This window comes from Brachybacterium sp. SGAir0954 (assembly GCF_005490785.1).
GTDB lineage: Bacteria > Actinomycetota > Actinomycetes > Actinomycetales > Dermabacteraceae > Brachybacterium > Brachybacterium rhamnosum.
Genome location: NZ_CP027295.1, coordinates 2,490,814 through 2,511,549 on the forward strand (window position 1 = coordinate 2,490,814; position 20,736 = coordinate 2,511,549).

At 72.7% G+C, this 20,736-nt stretch carries 17 protein-coding genes; 4 read left to right on the forward strand and 13 right to left on the reverse strand.

Annotated elements, in window-relative coordinates:
• Positions 1-17: 17 nt before the first annotated feature.
• The 13 genes from C1N80_RS11200 to C1N80_RS11260 all read right to left on the reverse strand — a co-directional run bounded on the left by C1N80_RS11200 (position 18) and on the right by C1N80_RS11260 (position 13,620).
• A complete protein-coding gene (locus C1N80_RS11200; RefSeq protein WP_137770835.1) occupies positions 18-947 on the reverse strand; it encodes an SDR family oxidoreductase in 930 nt (309 codons plus the stop codon).
• 199 nt (positions 948-1,146) lie between these two features.
• Positions 1,147-2,076, reverse strand: a complete 930-nt coding sequence (locus C1N80_RS11205) for a carbohydrate ABC transporter permease (RefSeq protein WP_137770836.1) — start codon at positions 2,074-2,076, stop codon at positions 1,147-1,149.
• Entirely contained in the window at positions 2,073-3,014 is a 942-nt protein-coding gene (locus C1N80_RS11210) for a carbohydrate ABC transporter permease (protein WP_137770837.1), read from the reverse strand. Before C1N80_RS11210 ends, C1N80_RS11205 begins: the two co-directional genes overlap by 4 nt.
• Complete coding sequence (locus C1N80_RS11215) at positions 3,011-4,405, reverse strand: extracellular solute-binding protein (RefSeq protein ID WP_137770838.1); 1,395 nt, start codon at positions 4,403-4,405, stop codon at positions 3,011-3,013. Before C1N80_RS11215 ends, C1N80_RS11210 begins: the two co-directional genes overlap by 4 nt.
• 141 nt (positions 4,406-4,546) lie before the next feature.
• Positions 4,547-5,155 (reverse strand): hypothetical protein, encoded by a 609-nt coding sequence (locus C1N80_RS11220; RefSeq protein WP_137770839.1) that lies wholly within the window; start codon positions 5,153-5,155, stop codon positions 4,547-4,549.
• A complete protein-coding gene (locus C1N80_RS11225; protein WP_137770840.1) occupies positions 5,152-5,625 on the reverse strand; it encodes an NUDIX domain-containing protein in 474 nt (157 codons plus the stop codon). Before C1N80_RS11225 ends, C1N80_RS11220 begins: the two co-directional genes overlap by 4 nt.
• 28 nt (positions 5,626-5,653) lie before the next feature.
• Positions 5,654-5,911 (reverse strand): TM2 domain-containing protein, encoded by a 258-nt coding sequence (locus tag C1N80_RS15665; protein WP_205750645.1) that lies wholly within the window; start codon positions 5,909-5,911, stop codon positions 5,654-5,656.
• Positions 5,912-6,266: 355 nt separating this feature from the next.
• The gene (gene der, locus C1N80_RS11235) at positions 6,267-8,477 is read right to left on the reverse strand and encodes a bifunctional cytidylate kinase/GTPase Der (RefSeq protein WP_137770842.1); all 2,211 of its coding nucleotides are present in this window, start codon (positions 8,475-8,477) and stop codon (positions 6,267-6,269) included.
• Positions 8,478-8,497: 20 nt separating this feature from the next.
• A complete protein-coding gene (locus C1N80_RS11240) occupies positions 8,498-9,613 on the reverse strand; it encodes a prephenate dehydrogenase (RefSeq protein WP_137770843.1) in 1,116 nt (371 codons plus the stop codon).
• On the reverse strand, positions 9,610-10,566 hold the full coding sequence (locus tag C1N80_RS11245; protein WP_137770844.1) for a pseudouridine synthase: 957 nt from the start codon (positions 10,564-10,566) through the stop codon (positions 9,610-9,612). The genes C1N80_RS11240 and C1N80_RS11245 overlap by 4 nt, the downstream gene beginning before the upstream one ends.
• Positions 10,566-11,381 (reverse strand): ParA family protein, encoded by an 816-nt coding sequence (locus C1N80_RS11250; protein WP_137771738.1) that lies wholly within the window; start codon positions 11,379-11,381, stop codon positions 10,566-10,568. The genes C1N80_RS11245 and C1N80_RS11250 overlap by 1 nt, the downstream gene beginning before the upstream one ends.
• Before the next feature lie 218 nt (positions 11,382-11,599).
• Positions 11,600-12,568, reverse strand: a complete 969-nt coding sequence (locus tag C1N80_RS11255; RefSeq protein WP_240811109.1) for a site-specific tyrosine recombinase XerD — start codon at positions 12,566-12,568, stop codon at positions 11,600-11,602.
• 11 nt (positions 12,569-12,579) lie between these two features.
• Positions 12,580-13,620: a heme o synthase gene (locus C1N80_RS11260; RefSeq protein WP_240811110.1), complete on the reverse strand. Its 1,041-nt coding sequence runs from the start codon at positions 13,618-13,620 to the stop codon at positions 12,580-12,582.
• 379 nt (positions 13,621-13,999) lie between these two features.
• Here C1N80_RS11260 and tkt point away from each other — a divergent pair, with 379 nt between their 5' ends.
• The 4 genes from tkt (at position 14,000) to pgl (ending at position 20,672) form a co-directional block, all read left to right on the forward strand.
• On the forward strand, positions 14,000-16,099 hold the full coding sequence (gene tkt / locus C1N80_RS11265; RefSeq protein ID WP_137770845.1) for a transketolase: 2,100 nt from the start codon (positions 14,000-14,002) through the stop codon (positions 16,097-16,099).
• A gap of 100 nt (positions 16,100-16,199) precedes the next feature.
• The gene (gene tal / locus C1N80_RS11270) at positions 16,200-17,312 is read left to right on the forward strand and encodes a transaldolase (protein ID WP_137770846.1); all 1,113 of its coding nucleotides are present in this window, start codon (positions 16,200-16,202) and stop codon (positions 17,310-17,312) included.
• A gap of 91 nt (positions 17,313-17,403) precedes the next feature.
• On the forward strand, positions 17,404-18,966 hold the full coding sequence (gene zwf, locus C1N80_RS11275; RefSeq protein WP_137770847.1) for a glucose-6-phosphate dehydrogenase: 1,563 nt from the start codon (positions 17,404-17,406) through the stop codon (positions 18,964-18,966).
• Positions 18,963-20,672, forward strand: a complete 1,710-nt coding sequence (pgl, locus tag C1N80_RS11280) for a 6-phosphogluconolactonase (protein ID WP_137770848.1) — start codon at positions 18,963-18,965, stop codon at positions 20,670-20,672. The genes zwf and pgl overlap by 4 nt, the downstream gene beginning before the upstream one ends.
• Positions 20,673-20,736 lie beyond the last annotated feature (64 nt).

Sequence of the window (20,736 nt, forward strand, 5' to 3'; positions counted from 1 at the left end):
AGGGCGGCCGAGAGGTCTCAGAACACCGGTCGCCCGCCGGTCACGCCGAGCACGGTGCCGGAGACGTAGCTCGCCTCCGTCGGGCTCGCGAGGAACACGAAGGCCCCCGCGACCTCCGCGGGCTGGCCCGCGCGCCCCAGCGGCGTGTTCCCGCCGAAGGCGACGTAGTCGTCGCTGACGCGCGTGGCGACGTTGAGCGGGGTCCAGATCGGTCCTGGGGCGACCGCGTTCACGCGGATCCCCTGCGGGCCGAGGTCCGCGGCGAGGTTCACGGTGACGTTATTGATCGCGGCCTTCGTCGCCGCGTAGTCCATGAGCGGCACCGAGGGATCGTAGGACTGGATCGAGGAGCAGTTGATCACCGAGGACCCCGCGCGCAGGTGCGGCGCGGCCTCCTGCGTGATCCAGAACAGCGCCTCGAGGTTCGTGGTCAGGGTCCGGTGCAGGCGCGCGGAATCGATGCCCGCGAGGCCGCGGGGCTCCGCGCGGCCCCACTGGAACGCGGCGTTGTTCACGAGCACGTCGAGGCCGCCGTGCTCCTGCACCGTGCGGGTCACGAGCGACCGCGCCATCTCCTCCTCGCGGATGTCGCCGGGCAGCAGGAGTGCGCGGCGGCCGGCGTCGCGGATCCAGCGGGCCGTCTCCTCGGCGTCCTCCTGCTCCTCGGGGAGGTAGGAGATCGCGACGTCGGCGCCCTCGCGGGCATAGGCGATCGCGACGGCGCGGCCGATCCCGGAGTCGCCGCCGGTGATGAGCGCGGAGAGCCCCGCGAGGCGGCCGTGGCCCACGTAGCTCTCCTCGCCGTGGTCGGGGACCGGGGTCATGGGCGCGGTGAGTCCGGGCGGCTGCTGGTCCTGCGCGGGGAACGACGGCTCGCCGTCGCGGGTGGAGAGCTCCTGCGCGCGGCGGGCCACCTGCGGTTCCAGGGTGCTGTTCTTCTCGGTCATCACGGCTCCTTCATCGAGGGCGGGTGCATCCAGGGCGTGCGCCGCCACGCTATGCCGTGCACCCCCTCCGCGTCCCGCGCCCCGGTCGACCGGTCGGTGGGTGCCCCGGGGAGCGAGACCATCCGGGAGCGCGCGAGGACCGCTCTCGTTGCGCGGACGCCGCCCCAGCGCACCTCGACGGATGCGGTCGGAGGTCCCGTCAGCCCTTCACGCCGCCGGCGGCGGCGAAGCCCTGGCCCAGGTTGCGGCCCAGGAACAGGTACAGCACCACGACGGGCAGCGAGTAGAAGATCGAGAAGGCCGCGAGCTGGCCGTAGGCGACCTGCCCGTACTGCGAGGAGAAGGTGTACAGGGTGACCGCGGCGGGCAGCTTGTCCGGGCTCAGCAGCAGCATGAACGGCACGAAGAAGTTGCCCCACATGGAGACGAAGGTGAAGATCGTCGCGACCGAGAGACCTGAGCGCATGAGCGGCAGCACCACGGACCACAGGGTGCGGTAGACACCGGCGCCCTCCGTCCAGGCGGACTCCTCGATCTCGAGCGGCACCCCGTCCATGAACCCCTTCGTGAGGAAGATGGCGTACGGGAGCGAGCTCGCCCCGAGGAACAGGATCGCCCCGCCCATCGAGTCGATGAGGTTCACCTGCACGAACATCGAGTACACGGGGATCATGATCGCCGTGATCGGCAGGCCCGTGGAGAAGATGATCGTCAGCAGCAGCGGGCGCTTGGCCCGGAAGCGGTAGCGGGAGAGCGGGTAGGCGCACAGCACCGCGGTCACCATCGTGAGGATCGTGGCCCCGCCGCACAGCACGAGCGAGTTCGCGAGCGGGCGGAACGTCGTCTCCGTGTTCCAGATGGCGGCGTAGTTGCCTAGGCTCCAACGCTTCGGCCAGCCCACGGAGAGCGAGGCCTCCGTGTCGAAGGAGGCGAGCACCACCCACAGCAGCGGCACCAGGAACACGATGCCGATGACGACCATCGCGATGGTGCTCGCGAGGGAGGTGCCGGCGGCGCGGGTGGCCTTCCGGCGGCGGGGTCCGGGATCCCGGCGCGCGGTCGTGGTGGTGGGCGCTGCGTCCCGGAGGCCCGCGGCGGGGGCGGTGGCGGTCGGGTCGGCGGCGGTCATCGCTTGTCCTCCTCCGGCAGCAGGCGCAGGTAGGCGACGGAGGCAAGCGCCCCGATCAGCAGGAGCAGCAGGGCCACGGCGGTGCCGTAGCCGAGCTGCCCGTACGAGAACGCCTGCTCGTACATGTACAGGGGCAGGGTCTGGCTCTGCCGGGCGGGACCGCCGCCGGTCATGATGAAGATCAGGCCGAAGACGGAGAGGGTCTGCAGGGTGGTGAGCATGAGGTTGGTGGCGATCGCGGGCCGCAGCAGCGGGATCGTCACGGACACGAAGCGCCGCACCGGGCCGGCGCCGTCGAGCGCCGCGGACTCGTACACGTCGCCGGGCACCGAGCTCAGCGCCGCGGAGTAGACGAGCATCGAGAAGGCCGCGCCGCGCCAGATGTTCGCGAAGGACACCGCGATGATCGGCGCGCTGAACAGGAGGTCCTGGCCGGGCAGGCCGACGGAGGTGAGCAGCGTGTTCAGGCTGCCGCCGTCGGCGAAGAAGGTGTAGAGCAGGTACCCGGCGACCACTTCGGGCAGGATCCAGGCGGCGATGACGATCGAGGTGACCGTGAAGGTCATGAGCCGGTTCGCGCGCTCCATGAGCAGGGCCAGGAGCATGCCGAGCACGTTCTGGCCGATCACCGCGGAGATCAGCGTGAACACCAGCGTCAGCACGACGGAGTTCCAGAAGTCCGCGTCGGTGAAGGCGTCGGTGAAGTTCGTGAAGCCCACGAAGCTCGTGTCCGAGGCGCCCTCGCCGCGGATCGCGCTGTCGGTGAAGGCGAGGTACAGCGAGTAGAGGATCGGGCCGAGCATGAACACGACCAGGAGGATCCCTGCCGGGAGCATGGGCACGGCGCGGACGGCCGTCAGCCGGTCCCCGAGCCGGGAGCGGCGACGCGGCGTGGGGACCTGCGCGCCCGCAGTGGTGGTGGGTGTCGCGGTGGTCATCCGTTCGCCTCCTGGACGTTCTCGGGACCGACGATGTCCGTCACCGTGGAGTCGTACGCGGCGGCCGCGGAGGCCGGGTCGCTGCCGGTCAGCACCGCCTCCATCGCCTCCTGGATCGCGGAGGACACCTCCGGGTAGGCGGGCAGGGCGGGCCGGTAGTACGCGGTCTCGAGCAGGTTCGTGTAGTACTCGACGGCCGGGGAGTACTCGAGGTACTCCTTCACCTCGGCGACGTCGGAGCGCACGGTGATGTGGTTGTCCGCGATCGCGTACTGCACGAGCGTCTCGGTGGAGACGAGCACCTCGAGGAACGCGAAGGCGGTCTCGCGGTCGGTGACGTGGCCCGGGATCGACAGGCCCCAGCCGCCGGCGAGGGTCACCGTGCCGGTGCCGCCGCCGTCCTGGGTGGGCATGTCCGCGAGGCCCACCTCGTCGGGCCACTCGGGCCACGGACGGCCGGCGGACTCTGTCCAGTTCTGGGAGATCCAGGAGCCGTCCACGAGCATGCCGAGCTTCCCGTCCGGCAGCAGCTGCGTGTAGATCTGCTCGGAGATGTTGGGGTCCAGCAGCTGGCCGAGCGGGAGCGTGAGCTCCTCCTGGACGATCGTCTGCAGGAAGGTCAGCGCGTCCACGAAGCCCGCCGAGCCGAGCACCCACTTCTTGGTCTCGTCGTCGTAGAGGCCAGTGCCGTCGCCGGTGCCGTAGAGCAGCATCTCGAAGCCCTGCATCGAGGCCTTCTCGCCCTGCGGCGTGCCGGCGAACAGGAAGAACGGGGTCGCCTCGGAGTCGGACTCCTTGATCGCGCGGGCCGCCTCGAGGATGTCCTCCCAGCTGGTGGGCTGCCAGTGCGCGGGGAGCCCTGCCTCCTCGAACACGCCACGGTGGAACCAGATGGCACGGGTGTCCGTCGTGATCGGGACGCCGTAGACCTCGCCGTCCTCACCGGTGACGGCGAGCTTGGAGGCGTCGGCGATGTCCTTCCAGTGGTCCCAGCCCTCGACGAGGTCCGTGATCGGCTGCAGGTACCCGGCGCCGACGTCGGACAGGAGGATGAAGGAGTCCTCGTAGACGAGGTCGGGGCTCGTGCGGGGCGAGCTCATGAGCAGCTCGTTCTTCGTGAAGTAGTCGTTCTCCGCGGCCACGATCGGCACGAGGTCCACGACGAGGTCGGGGTTCTGCGCGGAGAACTCCTTCGCGGCCCCCTGGATCCACTTCTCCTTGATCGTGTTCGAACCGAACTGCTGGTAGGCGATGCGCAGGGTGCTGGGGTCGCGGCTGCTGCCGGAGCAGCCGGCCAGGGCCCCCAGCGGCAGCACCGTGGCCACGCCCGCGGTCCAGCGCAGGAAGCTGCGCCGCGCGGGGCGGGGGCGGATCGGGGTACCGGCGGGCACGGGTCCTCCTCGTCGACGGTGACGGCGGCCCGGGTCCGGGACCGCGCGTCGACCTTACACAGACCATGGCGCGGATCACATGATCAGGGAGGAGACGGCGTGGCGGCGCCGCCCGCGGGGAGGCGCCGCCGCGCGCAGGGCTCAGCGGCGCGCGGCCCGCCCGACGCCCTGGGCCTGCTCAGCGTCCGCGTAGCGCATGCCGGCGGGGACCTGGGCGAGCTCGAACCAGCGCTCGGCGCGCGGGAGCAGCCGCACGTCGTGCCAGGGCACCTCGAATGAGGGGCTCTGCCAGAGCGTCAGGGCGACCTCCTCCCGGCGGCCGGTCGCGACGAGCAGGAGCCGGCGCAGCCGCGAGTAGGGGTGCGGCGAGGGCCGGGAGGCGGGCGGCACCGCGAGGTGGCCGTCCAGGGCGAGGGGCCAGATCGTCTCGCCCCAGTGCAGCTCCGCGCCGGCGCCCTTGCCGCGGATCACAGCGGGCAGGCGCAGGTCGCTCGCGCGCACGGGCCGCGGGGCGAGCGGGGTCCCCCGCTCGAGCACCTCGGGCTGCACCCAGGCGCCGGGCAGCACGAGGCGGCCCTCCCGGTGGACGTCCACGAGCAGGGCGTCCGCGAAGGGGCCGAGCGGGGCGGAGAGCACACCGTCGCGCGCGAGGTCGCGGCGCGGCGCGGCCAGCACGCGCACCTCGGCCGTGTCCCGCGGGTCCTCGGTCAGGGCGATCGCCACCTGGGTGCCGGGCAGCGGGTCCCTCATCGGCGGAACCTCGCCTCGGGGCGGCCTGCGAGGGCGATGGTCAGCATCTCGGTGAACCTCTCGTTCATCGGGGGCGGGGCGTCGATCGGGAACCACCGGGCCTCGGTGTTCTCGCCGTCCGCGGGATGGGGGTCCCCGTCCTCGTGCTCGCACAGGAAGCACAGGTCGAGGTACTCGGCGACGTCGCCGTTGGGGTAGGTGACGGGGCCGACGGTCCTCACGTCGATCAGGCGCAGCGCCCGGCAGCGCACGCCGGCCTCCTCGAGCACCTCGCGCTCGGCGGCGACGGCCGGCTCCTCCCCCGGGTCGATGATGCCGGTGACGGGGGTCCAGGCGCCGTTGTCGGCGCGGCGCACGGCGAGCATCCGGCGGCGATCCGCGTCGAGCACGATCGCGGTGACACCGCTCATCCACAGCGGGGCGTGGCCGATCCGCTCGCGCAGGGCGAGCACGAACTCGGGCGTGGCCATGGTGCTCCTCGGGAAGTGCCGGGGGTGGTCAGTCGGTCAGCGGGCGGCCCTGCGCATCGCGGGTGAAGGGCTCCGCCTTGGCGAGGATCATGATGCCCTCGATGAGGCCCCACAGGTGGCCGGCGCCGCAGGTGAGGATCGTGACGATGATCTGGACGACGCCGATCGCGGTGTACCCCAGCAGGAAGCGGTGCACGCCGAAGCCGCCGAGGAAGATCCCCATCAGCCCCGCGAGAAGCCTGCTCGTGCCGATCTGGCCGGGTGCCCCGTGGAGGGGCGCGGGCACGGCCCCTCCCTGCGGTGCGGCGCCGTAGGGCGATCCGCCGTACGGGGCCCCTGCCGAGGGTGCGCCCGCCGAGGGGATACCGTCGCCGTAGGGATCCGCCGGGGCCGGGTGCCAGGAGGGCTCCGCGCGCGGTGCCGCCCACGGGTCATGGTCGGCCGGTGCGGCCGACCCGACGGACTGCGGGGGCGCGGCCCACGGGTCCTGGGGTCCTCCGGAGGACAGGTCACCCGACCCCGCGCCGTACGGGTCCCGGCCCCCGGGCTGGGGCGCTCCGTAGGGGTCGACGGGGTGGTCACCGGGTCGCTGCGGGTCCGTGGAGCTCATGGGCACCACAGTACCGGCGACCCGGCGCCGCTCAGCGCTTGCGCTTCTCGCGGATCCGGACGCCGATCACGACGGGTGAGCCGGTGAACTCGAAATCCTCGCGGAGGCGGCGCTCGATGAAGCGGCGGTAGCCGTGCTCGAGGAAGCCGGTCGCGAAGATGACGAAGCGCGGCGGGCGCGTGCGGGCCTGGGTCGCGAAGAGGATCCGCGACTGCTTGCCGCCGCGCAGCGGATGCGGGTGCGCCGCGACGAGCGTGCCGAGGAAGGCGTTGAGGCGCCCGGTCGGGATGCGCTGGTCCCAGGACTCGAGGGCCTGCTCGAGCGCCGGCACGAGCTTCTCCGCGTGACGTCCCGTCTTGGCGGAGAGGTTCACGCGCGGCGCCCAGGAGACGTGGCCGAGGTCCTTCTCAATCTCGAACTCGAGCTGGTGGCGGCGCTCCTCGTCCAGGAGGTCCCACTTGTTGAAGGCGAGCACGAGCGCGCGCCCGGATTCCAGGACCATGTCGATGATCTTGAGGTCCTGGGTGGAGATCGGCTCGTTCGCCTCGATGAGGACGACGGCGACCTCGGCCCGGTCCAGGGCGGAGCGGGTGCGCAGCGAGGCGTAGTAGTCCGCGCCGGAGGACTGCAGCACGCGGCGGCGGATGCCGGCCGTGTCCACGAAGGTCCACTCCTTGCCGCCGAGGGTGATCTTCTCGTCGACCGGGTCACGCGTGGTGCCCGCGAGGTCGTCGACGACGACGCGCCGCTCCCCCGCGAGCCGGTTCAGCAGCGAGGACTTGCCGACGTTCGGCCGGCCCACGAGGGCGATGCGCCGCGGCCCGTGGTCCACGGCGTCGCCGCGGCCCTCCTCGGGGAGCACGGCGAGCACGGCGTCGAGCAGGTCGCCGGAGCCGCGGCCATGGAGCGCGGAGACCGGGAACGGCTCCCCCAGCCCCAGGTTCCACAGGGCGGCGGCCTCGAGCTCGCCGCGCTGGTCGTCGACCTTGTTGGCGACGAGCACGATCGGGCGCTGCGAGCGGCGCAGCACCTTCAGCAGCTGCTCGTCGGTGGTCGTGATGCCGACGTTCGCGTCGACCACGAACATGACGACGTCCGCGAGCTCGACCGCGACCTCCGCCTGCTCGGCGACGCGGTAGGCGATGCCGTCGACCTTCTCCTCCCAGCCGCCGGTGTCGACGAGCCAGAAGTCCTTCCCGGCCCACTCGGCTTCGTAGAACACGCGGTCGCGGGTCACGCCGGGGACGTCCTCGACGACGGCCTCGCGGCGGCCGAGGATGCGGTTGACCAGGGTCGACTTGCCGACGTTGGGGCGGCCGACGACGGCGACGACCGGCAGGTTCGGCGCCGGGTCCCCGTAGCCGAGGTCCTCGAGGTCGTCCGCGTCCAGGAGGGCGAGGTCGTCGGCGTCGAGGTCGAAGTCCTCGAGGCCGGCGCGCAGGGCGGCCTCGACCGCGTCGTCGTCGCTCGTGTCGAGTCCCGCGCCGGCGGCGGCAGGGGCAGTGCCGCCGGCGGCGGGGGCGGTGGCGGAGGCGGTGCGGGCCTGCTCGACGAGCTCGAGCACGGCGGCGACGACCTCGGTCACGCCGCGGCCCGTCGTGTCGACCTCGTGGACGCCGTCGGCCGCGGTCGCGAACTCGGAGACGGTCGCGTCGTCGCGGTCGCGGCGCAGCACCTGGTCCTCCATGCGCTCGCGGGACTCCTCCGAGTCGGGGAGCCCCAGCTCCTGCGCGCGGCGGCGCATGCGCTCCTCGGGGCTCGCGGTGAGCAGCACCCGCACGGCGGCGTCGGGGGCGACGACGGTCGTGATGTCACGGCCCTCGGCGACGCAGCTGCCGCGCTCGGCGGCGGTCGCGAACAGCAGCTCCCGCTGCCGGCGCTGGAGCACGGGCCGCACCAGGGTGTTGGTGGCGACGGCGCTGACCTGCTGGGAGATACGCTCGCTGCGGATCTCCCCGGTCACGTCCTCGCCGTCGACGACGACGCTCGCCCCGGCCGGGTCGGTCCCCAGCTCGAGGTCGAGGGCCTCGGCGACGCGCGCCACGGTCTCCTGGTCGGTGAGGGCCACGTCGTTCTCGAGGCACCACCAGGTCACCGCCCGGTACATGGCGCCGGTGTCGAGCATGCCGCCGTCCAGCGCCTCCGCGACGAGGCGGGAGACGGTGGACTTGCCGGAGCCGGCGGGGCCGTCGATCGCGATGGTCACGCCGCCGGGGGCGGTCGAGGGAGCGCTGGTGTGCATCCGTCAAGGATACGGGGCGCTCAGGCGTCGGCCACCGTCCAGCCGCGCTCGGTGAGCGATCTCGTGAGCAGGTTCTCGGCGCGGACGTCCACGGCGATGTGCGCGAGGCCCACCGGCTGCCCGAGCGTGTGCTCGAGACGGAGGTCCTCGAGGTTCACGCCGATCTCGCCCATCTCGGTCAGCAGGCGGCCCAGCTCGCCCGGGCTGTCCGGGACGAGCACGACGACCGTCGCGAAGGAGTCGGTGGCCCCGCCGTGCTTGCCGGGGATGCGCCGCACCCCGCGGTTGCCGTCGGCGACGAGGTCCGCGATCGCGCGCCGGGACCCGAGCTCCGGGCGCGGATCGCCCTCGAGGGTGCCGAGCGCCGCGATGACGTCGTCGAGCCGCTCGCGCAGCCCCTGCAGCACACCGCCCACGGCGGCCGCGTTCGCGCCGAGGATCTCGACCCAGAGCCGGGCGTCGGAGTCCGCGATGCGGGTCGTGTCCCGCAGTCCCTGGCCGGCGAGGCCGAGGGCCTGCTCCGTCGGCTCGAGCAGGCTCGTCGCGAGCAGGCTCGAGAGCACCTGCGGCACGTGGGAGACGTGGGCGACCGCGTCGTCGTGCGCCGCGGCGTCCATGACCACCGGCACGGCGCCGATCTCCGTCGCGAGGCCCCGGAGCACGCTCGCGGCGCCATCGCGGGTCGCGGGGTGCGGGACCACGACGAAGGGCCGGCCCTGGAAGAGGTCGCTGCGCGAGGAGATGACGCCGGAGACCTCGCGGCCCGCCATCGGGTGGGCGCCGATGTAGCGCGGGAGGTCGGCGGGGGCGGCGAGGGCGCGCACGCCCTCGAGCACGGTGCCCTTGACGCTCGCGACGTCGGTCACGAGCGCCTCGGGGAAGCGGGCGAGGGCGTCGGCGACGAGCGTCGCGGCGACGTCGGGCGGCGCGGCGACGACGACGAGCCGCGGTTCGGGACCGCCCTCGACGGGCCGCTCCCCCACGCCGAGCTCGACGGCCAGGGCCGTGGTCCCCGGGGAGACGTCCTCGACCTGGACCCGGGCGCCCGCGCGGCCCAGCGCGAGGCCCAGGGAGCCGCCGATCAGCCCGGTCCCGATGATCCGCACCGGGGAGGGCACGAGCGCGTCGGCGCTCACAGCCCCAGCTCCGCCATGAGCGTGCCGAGCTCGCGGCCCGTCAGCTCGCGGGTCGCGCCGGGGGCGAGGTCGCCCAGCAGGACCGGCCCGATCCGCGTGCGCATGAGGCCGGTCAGCTCGAAGCCCTGGGAGGCGAACATGCGGCGGACGATCCGGTTGCGGCCCTCGTGCAGGCTCACCTCGACGACGGCCTCGCGGCCGTCCTGGGCGAGCACCCGGGCGCGGTCGGCGCGCGCGGGGCCGTCCTCGAGCTCGACGCCGTCGCGCAGGGCCTTGACGAGACCGCGGGGCGGGCCGCCGGGCGCGTCGAAGCGGCACACGTACGTCTTCTCCACAGCGAAGGAGGGATGGGTCAGGCGGTGCGCGAGCTCACCGTCGTTCGTGAGCAGCAGCAGGCCCTCGGTCTCGTAGTCGAGGCGACCCACGTGGTAGAGCCGCTGGTCGTAGCGCTCGGTGAACTCCGTGAGATCGCGGCGACCCTCAGGATCGTGCATCGCGGAGACCACGTGCCGCGGCTTGTTGAGGACCACGGTGAGCTTCTTCTCGTCCAGCTGCAGCCGGCGCCCGTCCACGTGCACCGCCTGCGTGGCGGCATCGATCCGCAGGCCCTGCTCGGTGACGATCTCGCCGTCCACGCTCACGCGCCCCTGGGCGATGAGCGCCTCGCAGGCGCGGCGCGAGCCGAAGCCGGCGCGGGCGAGCACCTTCTGGAGGCGCTCGCCACCCTCCTGGTGATGGTCTCCCGGCTCGGATCCCGCGGCGGCGGGCGTCGTCCCCTTCCGGCCCTCGTCGTCACGCAGCGTGACCGTGCGCGGCGGGGTGAACGCGCTGCGTCGGCGCTGCCGCGACGTCCCGGTGCGCGCCCCGCGGTGACCGCCCCGGCGTCCCCGTCCCTCGCCGGAGGCGTCCTTCCGGCCGTCGCCGCCGGCGCCCTGGCCCCGCGGGCCGGCCATCAGGCCGCGCCGCCGCGCGAGATCAGCTCGCGGGCCAGCTGGCGGTAGGCGTCCGCGCCCTTGTTCGACGAGGCGAAGGAGATGATCGGCTCCGCCGCGACGGAGGCGTCGGGGAACTTCACCGTGCGGTTGATCGTCGTGTGGAAGACCTTGTCCGGGAAGGCCTGCACGACGCGCTGGCACACCTCGCGGGCGTGCAGCGTGCGCGGGTCGAACATCGTGATGAGGATCCCGTCGATCTCGAGGCGCGGGTTGATGCGGTCCTGCACCTTCTCGATCGTCTCGACGAGCAGGGCCACGCCGCGCAGGGCGAAGTACTCCGCCTCGAGCGGGATCACCACGCCGTGGCTCGCTGCGAGGGCGTTGACGGTGAGCAGGCCCAGCGACGGCTGGCAGTCGATGATGATGACGTCGTAGTCGTCCGCGACGGGCCGCAGCACGCGGGCGAGCGCCATCTCACGGGCGACCTCGTTGACGAGCTGGACCTCCGCCGCGGAGAGGTCGATGTTCGCGGGCAGCACGTCGAGGTTCTCGGTGCCGGTCTCCTGGATCACGTCGCGCACGTCGTGCTTGCGGTCCATGAGCAGGTTGTAGACCGTGACGTCGAGCTCGTAGGGGTTCACCCCGGTGCCGGCGCTCAGCGCGCCCTGCGGGTCGAGGTCCACGAGCAGCACCTTGCGGCCGATCTCCGCGAGGGCCGCGCCGAGGTTGATGACGGAGGTCGTCTTCCCGACCCCGCCCTTCTGGTTGACCATCGAGATGATCCGCGCCGGTCCGTGCCCGTCGAGGGGCGCGGGCTCCGGCAGCTCGGGCATCGGCCGTCCCGTGGGGCCGAGGTCGATGTCCAGCTGCTGGTTCGCGTTCACGGAGGAGTCCTGTCGTCGGCGTCGTGGTCGTGCGGGGCGCGCCGCCGTGGCGGAGGCGCCGAGGGGGCCGACGAGCGGCCCCAGCCCCGGGAGGGACGGCTGAGGACAGCCGCCCGGCAGTGGTGTGCCCTCGCTCCCCTGCCCGGGGGCGATCCGGCCGCCCAAGTCTAAGCCCCCGCTCCGGACCGCGGATGGGCGCTCGCGTGGATCTCGCGCAGCGAGTCCACGGTCACCTGCGTGTAGAGCTGGGTCGTGGTGACCGAGGCGTGCCCGAGCAGCTCCTGCACGCTGCGGACGTCCGCCCCGCCCTGGAGCAGGTGCGTCGCGTACGAATGGCGCAGCGTGTGCGGGCTCACCGCCTCGGCGAGACCGGCGTCCTCCGCGGCGCGCCGCACCACCTGCCAGGCGGCCTGCCGCGTGAGCCGCGTCCCCCGCGAGCCCAGGAAGATCGCCGGGGTGCCGGGGCCGCGAGCGGCGAGGGCGGGCCGGGCACGGGTCAGGTAGGCGTCGAGGGCGTCGAGGGCGAAGGAGCCGACGGGCACCGTGCGCTGCTTGTCGCCCTTGCCGTGCAGCAGTGCCGCCCGCTGCTCACGGTCCACGTCGTCCACGTCCAGTCCGATCGCCTCAGAGATCCGGGCGCCGAGGCCGTAGAGCACCTCGAGCAGGGCCCGGTCGCGCAGCGCGCGCTCTGCGGGGAGCGCGCCGGTGCCGGGCCGGCCCGCGGCCTCGATGAGCTCGAGCACCTGGTCCACGGGCAGCGGGTGCGGCAGCCGCGAGGGCAGCGCAGGGCCGGGCACGAGCCGGGTCGGGTCCCCGGTCTCCGATGCGCGCTCGGCGTCGAGGAAGGCGTGGAGACCGCGGACGGCGGCGAGGGCGCGGGCGGCGGAGGCGGCGGCGAGGGGGGCGCCGCCGTCCTCCCCGGTGCGCAGCGCGCGCACCCAGGCGGCGGCGTCCTCCGTGCTGACCGCGGCGGCCTCGGTGCCGGTGCGGTCCAGGTGACCGAGGTAGCGCAGCAGGTCCCGCCGGTAGGCGGCGAGGGTGTTCTCGGAGAGTCCGCGCTCGATGCGCAGGTGGCTCAGGTACTGCTCGAGCAGGCGGCGGTGGGCCGGGCGCAGGTCGTCCGCGTCCGGTATCACCGCCGGCCCGCTCACAGGTGCACGAAGGGATCGACCGCGAGGGCCACGAAGAGCACGGTGAGGTACGTGATCGAGCCGTGGAAGACGACCATCGGGTCGAGCTTCTTCCCGGTGAGGCCCTTCCGGGTGCGCAGCGCGTAGCGGCCCACGAGGAAGCCGAACCAGGCGCCGGAGCCGAGGGCGGCGACGGTGTAGACGATCCCGGTGTGGCCCAGCGGGATGATCGCGAGGCTCGAGGCGATCATGAGCGTGGTGTGCAGGATCATCTGCCGCGCCACGGAGGAGCGGGAGGCGACGACGGGCAGCATCGGCACGCCCGCGGTCTCGTAGTCGCGGGAGAACTTCTCGGCGAGCGGCCAGTAGTGCGGCGGCGTCCAGAAGAAGATGACGAGGAAGAGCAGCACCGCGGTCCAGGACACGGTGCCGGTCACGGCCGACCATCCGATGAGCACGGGCATGCAGCCGGCGACGCCGCCCCAGACGATGTTCTGGCTCGTGCGTCGCTTGAGGATCATCGTGTAGAAGACGACGTACAGCAGGATCGCGGCGACCGCGAGCACGGCGGACATCACGTTGACCAGGGCCCCGAGCCACAGCGCGGAGACCACGGAGAGCGCGATGCCGAAGACGAGCGCGGCCCGCGGGGAGACCTCGCCGGTGACGATCGGACGGTTCTTCGTCCGCTTCATCTTCGCGTCGATGTCGCGGTCGAGGTACATGTTCAGGGTGTTCGCGCCGCCTGCGGCGAGGTAGCCGCCGATGAGCGTCCAGGCGATCAGCCATGGGTTCGGGAAGCCGCCCGCGGCGAGGAACATGGTGGGGATCGTCGTGATGAGCAGGAGCTCGATGATCCGCGGCTTCGTCAGCGCCACGTAGGGCTTGAGCACGGCGAGCACACGGCGCCAGGGGCTCGCCGCAAGGGCCGGCGTCGACGCGGGATCCGACGGCGCGGCCGCGGAGCTCTCCGCCCCCGCACCCTCATGATCCTGCCGCTGGACGCGCTGCTCGTGCTGGTCGGTGCCCTGCGAGGGCATTCCCGGGGTGGCGGTCACCGCCCACCGTCCTTCCTGAGGTCGCGACGGTCCCGCCGCATGCAGACGGGTCCCAGTGTAGGTGCCGACGAGGCCCAGGTGGGCGGTGCACGAGGGGTGAGTCGGGTGAGTCCGGGCACGGACGGCGCGCCGACATCCAGGTGTCTGTCAGCTCACTCCCGGGCCCCGGCGGCGCCGTCCCCCACGCCCGCAGACGCTCCGCCCTCGGCGAACCAGGGGCCCGTGGGACGGGACGGCTCGCCTCACCACCCCTCGTGCGCACTAAGGTGGACCCCGTCGCTCCGCGTCCCGCACCGAGCGCCGACGTCGCTTCCTGCGGGACGCAGAGCCTGTGATCCCGACGGCACAGGCCGTCACCCGGCGAAAGGAAGCACTCCCCGTGACCGACACCTTCAAGGCCCCCGAGGGCTGGACCGAGCTCGACAAGCGCGCCGTGGACACCGTGCGCGTGCTCGCCGCGGACGCCGTGCAGAAGGTGGGCAACGGCCACCCCGGCACCGCCGTGAGCCTCGCCCCCGCCGCGTACCTGCTCTACCAGGACGTCATGCGTCACGACCCGAAGGACCCGTCGTGGCTGGGCCGCGACCGCTTCGTCCTCTCCGCGGGCCACTCGAGCCTGACCCAGTACATCCAGCTGTACCTCGGCGGCTTCGGGCTCGAGCTCGAGGACATCGAGGCGCTGCGCACCTGGGGCTCCAAGACCCCTGGCCACCCCGAGAATTTCCACACGAAGGGCGTGGAGATCACCACCGGCCCCCTCGGCCAGGGCATCTCCTCCGCCGTGGGCATGGCGATGGCGCAGCGCCGCGAGCGCGGCCTGCTCGATCCCGAGGCGGCCGCGGGCGAGAGCCCCTTCGACCACTTCACCTACGTCATCGCCTCCGACGGCGACCTCGAGGAGGGCGTCTCGAGCGAGGCCAGCTCCCTGGCGGGCACCCAGAAGCTCGGCAACCTCATCGTCCTGTGGGACGACAACGAGATCTCCATCGAGGGCGACACCTCGATCGCGTTCACCGAGGACACCGCCGCGCGCTACGAGGCCTACGGCTGGGACGTGCGCACCGTCGACTGGACCAACGGCGGCACCGAGTACGTCGAGGACGTCGCGGCGCTCAAGCAGGCCATCGTCGAGGCGCAGGGCGTCACCGACAAGCCGACCTTCATCCGTCTGCGCACCGTCATCGGCTGGCCCACCCCGGGCAAGGCCGGCAGCCACTCCGTCCACGGCTCCGCCCTGGGCGACGAGGCCGTCGCCGGCCTGAAGAAGGAGCTCGGCTTCGACCCCGAGAAGACCTTCGAGGTCTCTGACGAGGTCATCGCCCACACCCGCGCCCTCGCGGACCGCGCGGCCGAGCAGAAGGCCGAGTGGGACAAGGGCTACCAGGCGTGGCGCTCCGCGAACGCGGAGAAGGCGGCCCTCCTGGACCGCCTCCAGGCGCGCGAGCTCCCCGAGGGCTTCGCCGAGGCGTTCCCGACCTTCGAGGCCGACGCCAAGGGCGTCGCGACCCGCGCCGCCTCCGGCACGGTCCTCGAGAAGCTCGCCCCGGTGCTCCCCGAGCTGTGGGGCGGCTCCGCCGACCTCGCCGGTTCGAACAACACCACGATGAAGGGTGAGCCGTCCTTCATCCCCGCGGAGTACTCCTCCTCCGAGTTCGCCGGTGACGAGTACGGCCGCACGCTGCACTTCGGCATCCGCGAGCACGCGATGGGCGCGATCCTCTCCGGCATCTCGCTGCACGGCCTGACGCGTCCCTACGGCGGCACGTTCTTCCAGTTCGCGGACTACATGCGCGGCGCCGTGCGCCTCGCGTCCCTCATGAAGGTCCCCGCGACCTACGTGTGGACCCACGACTCGATCGGCCTCGGCGAGGACGGCCCGACCCACCAGCCGGTCGAGCACCTGGCCGCCTATCGCGCGATCCCGAACCTCTCGATCGTGCGCCCGGCGGACGCCAACGAGACCGCCCAGGCCTGGAAGGCCCTGCTCGAGCGCGACAACGGCCCCGTCGGCCTGATCCTCTCCCGCCAGGCGCTGCCCACGCTGGACCGCAGCGAGTACGCGGGCGCCGAGGGCCTCGCCCAGGGCGGCTACGTCCTCAAGGACGCCTCGAACGGCGCCCCCGAGGTCATCCTCATCGCCACCGGCTCCGAGGTGCAGTACGCCGTCGAGGCGCAGAAGCAGCTCGAGGCGGAGGGCACGCCCACCCGCCTGGTCTCCATGCCGTCCGTCGAGTGGTTCGACGAGCAGTCCGACGAGTACAAGGAGTCCGTGCTCCCCTCCTCGGTCACCGCCCGCGTGACCGTCGAGGCCGGCATCGCGATGCCGTGGTACCGCTTCCTGGGCACCGCCGGCCGCGCGGTCTCCCTCGAGCACTACGGCGCCTCGGCCGACGCCAAGACGCTGTTCACGGAGTTCGGCTTCACGGCGGAGGCCGTCGTCGCCGCCGCCAAGGAGTCCCTGGCCGCCGCCGGCGCCTGATCCGCACGAGGGGGGGGGACCCCTGGGGTCCCGCCCCTCACCCCGCCATCCCCATCGTTCGCACGGGGCGCCACGAGCGCCCGGAAGGACATCGCCACCCATGGCACAGAACCCCCAGACCCAGGCCCTCAGCGACGCCGGCGTCTCCATCTGGCTCGACGACCTCTCCCGCGGCCGCCTCAGCTCCGGCAACCTGCAGGAGCTCGTCGACACGAAGAACATCGTCGGCGTGACCACCAACCCCTCGATCTTCCAGGCCGCCATCTCCGGCGCCGAGGACTACGACGCGGACATCGCCGCCCTCGCGAAGGACGGCAAGGACGTCGAGGCCGTCATCGAGAAGCTCACGACGGACGACGTCCGCTCCGCGGCGGACCTCTTCTCCGGCGTCTACGCCTCGAGCAAGGGCTTCGACGGCCGCGTCTCCATCGAGGTGGACCCCCGCCTCGCCCACGAGACCGAGAAGACCATCGAGCAGGCCAAGCGCCTCTTCGAGATCGTCGGCCGCGAGAACGTCATGATCAAGATCCCCGCGACCCTCGAGGGCCTCCCGGCGATCACCGCGGTCATCGCCGAGGGCATCAGCGTCAACGTGACCCTGATCTTCTCGGGCGACCGCTACCAGCAGGTCATCGACGCCTACCTCGCGGGCCTCGAGAAGGCCGCGGAGGCCGGCAAGGACCTCTCCACCATCCACTCGGTGGCGTCCTTCTTCGTCTCCCGCGTCGACACCGAGATCGACGCCCGCCTCGAGAAGATCGGCGGCGACGCGGCGGCCCTCAAGGGCAAGGCCGGCGTCGCCAACGCGCAGGCCGCCTTCGGCATCTACCTCGCCGCCTTCGGCTCCGAGCGCTTCGCCGCGCTCGAGGCCAAGGGCGCCAACGTGCAGCGCGCGCTGTGGGCGTCCACCGGGGTGAAGAACCCCGAGTACTCCGACACCATGTACGTCGACCAGCTCGTGGCCTCCCCCGTCGTGAACACCATGCCGGAGAAGACCCTCGACGCCGCGGCCGACCACTCCGCGCCGGCCCCCGCGCTCGACGCGGCCGCCGCGCAGGCCGGCCAGGCCGTCCTCGACCAGGTCGCCGCCGCCGGCGTCGACCTCGCCGACGTCTTCGCCGTCCTCGAGTCCGAGGGCGTCGAGAAGTTCGAGCAGGCCTGGGGCCAGCTGCTCGAGACCGTCTCCGCCTCGATCGACGCCGCCCGCGCCTGATCCCGCCCGTGCGCACGGCCCCTCCCCCGACCCCGGCCCGGGGAGGGGCCGTGCGCACGGTTCCGTGTCCAGTGTCCAGGAAGGGACCACAGTGACCGACTCCAGTGCGCCCACGTCAGGGCGCGACGCGCAGGACGCCCTCAACCCCCTGCGCGATACGCGTGACCGGCGGCTCCCGCTCATCGCCGGGCCCAGCTCGATGGTGATGTTCGGCGTCACCGGCGACCTCGCCCGCAAGAAGCTGCTGCCCGCCATCTACGACCTCACCCACCGCGGCCTGCTGCCCCCGAGCTTCGGGCTCGTCGGCTACGGCCGCCGCGACTGGTCCGACGACGACTTCGCCGAGTACGTGAAGAAGTCCGTCTCCGAGCACTCCCGCACGGGCTTCTCGGAGAGCGTCTTCGAGCAGCTCCGCGGCGGTCTGCGCTTCGTGACCGGCACCTTCGACGACCCAGCCGCCTTCGAGCGCCTCACCGAGGTCGTCGGCGAGCTGGACCGCACCCGCGGCACCGGCGGCAACCACGCCTTCTACCTCTCGATCCCGCCGGACGCCTTCCCGCAGGTGTGCGAGCAGCTCGCGAACTCCGGGCTGAACACGCCGCGCGACGGCTCCTGGCGGCGCGTCGTCATCGAGAAGCCCTTCGGGCACGATCTCGAGTCCGCCCGCGAGCTCAACGCCGTGGTCGAGAAGGTCTTCCGTCCCGAGGACGTCTTCCGCATCGACCACTACCTCGGCAAGGAGACGGTGCAGAACATCCTCGCGCTGCGCTTCGCCAACCAGCTCTTCGAGCCGGTCTGGAACGCCAGCTACGTGGACCACGTGCAGATCACGATGGCCGAGGACATCGGCATCGGCTCGCGCGCGGGCTACTACGACGGCATCGGCACCGCCCGCGACGTCATCCAGAACCACCTGCTCCAGCTGCTCGCCCTCACCGCGATGGAGGAGCCCGTCTCCTTCCGCGCCGAGGACCTCCGCGCGGAGAAGGAGAAGGTGCTCGCGGCCATCGAGCTGCCCGAGGACCTCGCCGCGCACACCGCCCGCGGCCAGTACGTGAGCGGTTGGCAGGGCGGCGAGGAGGTCAAGGCATACCTCGAGGAGGACGGCATCCCCGCCGACTCCGCGACCGAGACCTTCGCCGCCATGCGCCTGGACATCGCGACCCGCCGCTGGGCGGGCGTGCCGTTCTACCTGCGCGCCGGCAAGCGCCTGGGACGCCGCGTCACCGAGATCGCCGTCGTCTTCAAGCGCGCGCCGTTCCTGCCCTTCCGCTCCACGGACACCGCGGACCTCGGCCAGAACGCGATCGTCATCCGCGTCCAGCCGGACGAGGGCGTGACCCTGCGCTTCGGCTCCAAGGTCCCCGGCACCCAGATGGAGGTGCGGGACGTCTCGATGGACTTCGCCTACGGCATGAACTTCACCGAGGAGTCCCCCGAGGCCTACGAGCGGCTCATCCTCGACGCGCTGCTCGGCGATCCGCCGCTGTTCCCGCGCCAGAAGGAGGTCGAGCTGTCCTGGAAGGTCCTCGACCCCATCACCGCGTACTGGGCCGAGCACCTGAGGCCCGCTCCCTACCGCCCCGGCTCCTGGGGACCGGACACCGCGCACGAGATGCTCGCCCGTGACGGACGTACCTGGAGGCGACCGTGATCACCACCCTGCAAGACACCACCGCCTCGGCCGTCGCGAAGACGATGACCGAGATGCGCGAGACCTTCGGCGCGAACACCATCGGCCGGGTCCTCACGCTGATCATCGTCGCGACCGGTGAGACGATCGACGAGCCCCTCGAGGCCGCCGTCCACGCCTCGCACGAGCACCCCGCGCGGGTCATCGTGGTCGACGTGGACCAGGAGGCGGAGACCTCCGGCCTCGACGCGGAGATCCGCGTGGGCCGCGACGCCGGCGCCGGCGAGATCATCATCCTGCGGGCCCGCGGGAACACGATGATCGCCCCGGACACGCTCGTCATGCCGCTGCTGCTGCCGGACGCCCCGATCGTCACCTGGTGGCCGGAGGCGGCTCCGTCCGCCCCGGTGAACGACGTCCTCGGCTCCATGTCGCAGCGTCGCATCACCGACGCGGCCGCCTGCTCGAACCCGGTGGGCACGCTCAAGCGGCTCCGCCGCGGGTACACGAGCGGCGACTCGGACCTCGCCTGGTCGCGACTGACCACCTGGCGCGGTCTCGTGGCGAGCCTGTACGAGATCACGCCCGTCGCCGTCCCCTCGGCCGTCGAGGTCACGGGCCAGGAGGACGATCCCTCGGTCGTCCTCATGAAGGCATGGCTCGAGAACGCGCTCGGCGTGGAGGTCACCCTCCGCGCCCCGGAGCAGGACGCCGCGGGCCAGGGCGTGCAGGGGCTCAGCCTCGAGCGTCCCGACGGCACGATCGCCCTGCGTCGCACCGGCGAGGACACCGTGGTGCTGTCGCTCCCGGGCGACGACTCCGACCAGCACGTGACGATGCCGCAGCGCTCGCTGTACGAGCTGCTCGCGGAAGAGCTGCGTCGCCTGGATCCCGACGAGGTCTACGGCGAGGTCCTCGCCCATGCCTTCACGGGCGTCGACGACGCGGCGACCTTCGCCTCCGGCAAGCCCGCGCCCACGGACGTCGTCTCGGCGGACGCCGCCGGCGTCGCGACCGAGGCTGCCACCGCCGCCGCGGCGCGTCTGGCCGAGGCGCAGACCGAGCGCGGGGTCGCGCATCTCGTCGTCACGGGCGGGACCGTCGGCGTGCGCGCCGCCGGTGCCCTGCCCGCGGCGCTCGAGGCCGCGGGCGTGGACCTCTCGACCCTCCACCTGTGGTGGGGCGACGAGCGCTTCGTCGGCCCGGACGACGACGACCGCAACGCGGTGCAGGTCCGCGAGGGCCTGCTCGAGCCGCTCGAGGCGGCGGGGCTGCCCGAGCGCAACGTGCACCTCGTGCCCTCCACGCAGGACGGCATGTCCCTCGCGGAGGCCGCCGCCTGGTACGGCCAGCAGCTCGACTCCGCGGGCGGCGACGAGCCGTTCCGCACCCGCGGCCGCGCGTTCTTCGACGTGCTGTGGCTCGGGGTCGGTCCGGACGCCCATGTGGCCTCGCTGTTCCCGGGCCACCCGGCGCAGCGGGTCACGAGCGCGAGCGCGATCCCGGTGGAGGACTCCCCCAAGCCCCCGCCGCTGCGGGTGTCGCTCTCCTGGCCCGTGCTGAACTCGGCGCGCCATGTGGCGCTGCTCGTGGCCGGCGCGGAGAAGGCGGAGGCCGTCGCGAAGGCCCATGGCGACATCGACCCGCTGCAGGTGCCGGCGTCCTCGGTGCGCGGGCTCGAGTCGACGACCTGGTTCCTCGACGAGGCGGCCGCCGGGAAGCTCTGACCGCTTCCTGACACGAGAGAGCCCGTCCTCCTGCCGAGCAGGGGGACGGGCTCTTCGTCTGCGG